The organism is Microcoleus sp. BM001215392 (assembly GCF_036700185.1).
Taxonomy (GTDB): domain Bacteria; phylum Cyanobacteriota; class Cyanobacteriia; order Cyanobacteriales; family Microcoleaceae; genus Microcoleus.
Genome location: NZ_JAUBOJ010000092.1, coordinates 17,445 through 19,560, shown reverse-complemented (window position 1 = coordinate 19,560; position 2,116 = coordinate 17,445). Strand labels below are relative to the sequence as shown.

Genomic DNA, 2,116 nt, shown 5'->3' with positions numbered 1-2,116 from the left:
GGTTAGGGGGATCGGGTCTTTTGATACCAACGAAAGGAGTTTTCAAACACCCTCTTAGACTTTAAAATTATCCCTTATTCCCTTCCCCCTCTTCCTAGCGCTTACGCGCCGCTTCGCGCTTCGCGACAACAGCATCTTCGCGGTTCATGACAACAGCAAAACTCGCAATTTTCCAAGGTTCTATTTTAAACCCTCGGCCTTGAGGCAATTTTTCAGACAAATTTGCAGGTCGTTCTAACAAATCGACAGACTCTAAAATCTCCAATCCCAAATCGCCATCCAACTCTAGCACAGCTTCTTTTCCCTCGGATTCACCACAGCGCAAAATCCACACATTCGCATCATCTTCCGACTGTTTAAATGCCATCAAAACTAAATTTGGGGCTGCTAAATCCAAGAACTTGCCAACTGCTTCGAGAGTCTTATTTTGATTTTCCTCGAACTGCGGGAATACCTTGACTAACAGTGGCAAATTCAACTCGTACCCACGCTGAACTGTGCGGGCATCCTGCCAATTTCCAGCATGGGGATAGACTGCACAAGTAAATTCGCTAACTCCTCGATCTGCCGCTTCATCAGGCCAAGTCGAACCCCGGAGCAAAGTCAGCCTAATTTGATTCGGTTGAATGTCGCAGCCGTATTTGCAATCGTTAAGCAAACTAACTCCAAAACCATCATTGCTGATGTCAGTCCAGCGCAAAATAGGTACTTCCCATTTGGCTTTTTGGGCGGGTGTTTGCGGTTTGGTCGATCGCGCGATCGCACCGCCGGGAATTTCGCAAGTCGCAAAATCTGCTTCGACATTTAAACCGAAGGCTGTTTTGACTAACACGTGAGTTTCTTGCCAATCTACGACTGTCTTAATTTTCAGCAGTGGCGAACCTGTTTCTACTATATAATCTTGACGAAACTCCGATTTGCCAATTTGCAGAATTACGCGCAAACTCTGCCGCACTTCTCCCCGCTCCACCCAATAAATCTCTTTGAGTATCGGCGCGGGTAATGGATGTTGTTGATAATTCGGATCGATATTCCAAGCATCCCAATATTGACCGCTGTCTTGAAAAGCTTGCAGTTGATTGCCTCCGGCTGCATTCAACACTTCTCTGTTATTTGCTTTATCCCAAATGCTGGATAAATTACCAGTTGCTGCGTCTACTTTTGCCAGAATAAGCTCATTTTCTAACACCATTTCTTGGGCTGCAAAATGCGTTTCTTGACAAAGCGTGTTTTTTTGTGTTATACCGTATGTAAGTTTTGACAGTTCTGTATTTTTTTCTGTGGCTGAGCTTGCAAGTAGACGATCGGCAGTTTGAGTTTCCCGACAGAGCCAAAACACGCGGTAGCCGATCGCCGGGATGTCATTAGCACAAAATAAAATTGTCAGCGGTAGTGACTCTCGATCGTCGCCGAGAATCTGCCAAGTCAAGCTTTGTCCCGATAAATCGTAAATTTGCCAAGCTGCATCGGAGGAATCGGGAAGAGTTAGGGCGACAACCTCAGAGCGCGGCCAATTGAGAGTATTGAAAACAAAAATCGGTTGAGCGTCCGGCTGCGGTGGAGCAGGCAGAGAAATTCGAGCCGAGATAGCATCTAAGGATTGTAGCAGGATGTGGCGACCAGCGCGATCGACCTGAGTAAAGGCTAGATTAGCATCAGTGTAGACTTGGGCGATCGCCGAACCGGGCAAAATATCGTGAAACTGGTTAAACAGCAATTGTTTCCATGCTGATTCTAGCTCGGATTGAGGATAAACTGCACCAGTGCAGATTGTGGCGATCGCAGACAGCAATTCCGCCTGATAGAGCAAATCTTCGCAGCGGCGGTTTTGGCGTTTTTGGTCAGCGCGAGTCGTGTAGCAGCCCCGATGGAACTCTAAATAAAGTTCATCTTTCCAAATCGGGAGAATAGGGGAATTTTGTAGTTGGGATTTTTCCTTGTCAATCTCTGTTGGCCAATCAAGGGATTCAGGCTTTAATTCCGACATTTCACCGCAAAAATTATCGGCTGACGCCACCAAATCATCGGCTGTCTTCCCAAATTGAAAACTTTCCGGGTATTCGGGCGATTTCGTTTGGCTTGCGGGTAAATTTGTGGAATTTTGGACTAAACTTTG

At 46.4% G+C, this 2,116-nt stretch carries 1 protein-coding gene; it reads right to left on the bottom strand.

The genetic code is table 11. From position 1 onward, the window contains the following. Positions 1–94: 94 nt before the first annotated feature. Positions 95–2,116 (bottom strand): alpha-mannosidase (locus QT974_RS12685; protein ID WP_333468835.1); only part of this gene is annotated, 2,022 nt, incomplete at its 5' end.